The following is a 509-nucleotide window of genomic DNA, read 5'->3' as shown; positions in this document are numbered from 1 at the left end:
CAGCGCCCTGGTGACGCTGCTGTTCGGCGTCGGCATGGTGCTCGGCTTCCTGCCCTATCGGCTCAGCCGCCAGCGCCACACGGCGATTGTCCACGAGTTGCGCCAGCTGCGCGAATCGGCCTGAAGCGTCGCCCGATCTCTCCCTTGGATTTTCCCCTACTTGACAGCGGAAGATTTTGCCAACAAAATTGTAGCCAACAGAATTGTTGGCTTGAAGGCGAAAGCATGACGCTTAGGAAAGCAGGGGCAAACTGGGTTGAAGGAGACCGCTTTTCGGCAAAACGCCACATCCCAGGACGTAGAGCACGTGTATACCGACGAGATGCTCGGCGCGCCCGGGCAAACCGACCTGGATCACTACGAGAGTCGCTTGAAGATGGTGCTCGGGACTGAGCTGTACCGGCTCGCACTCGATCTCTTGACTGAAGCTGCAACGGATGGCGGCAGGCTGCGCAGCGCTGCCATTAAGCAGTACGCCGCACATTTCTCGGAGCCAGCCGCCGCCGATC

General features: G+C 59.9%; 1 protein-coding gene. It reads left to right on the top strand.

All coding sequences use genetic code 11. The features are described from left to right. Window positions 1-307 precede the first annotated feature (307 nt). On the top strand, window positions 308-509 hold a 202-nt coding region (locus J4F42_16010), incomplete at its 3' end, for a hypothetical protein (protein ID MCE2487020.1).

Source organism: Desulfurellaceae bacterium (assembly GCA_021296095.1).
Lineage (GTDB): Bacteria > Desulfobacterota > Binatia > Bin18 > Bin18 > JAAXHF01.
This window is presented reverse-complemented; position numbering and strand designations above follow the sequence as displayed.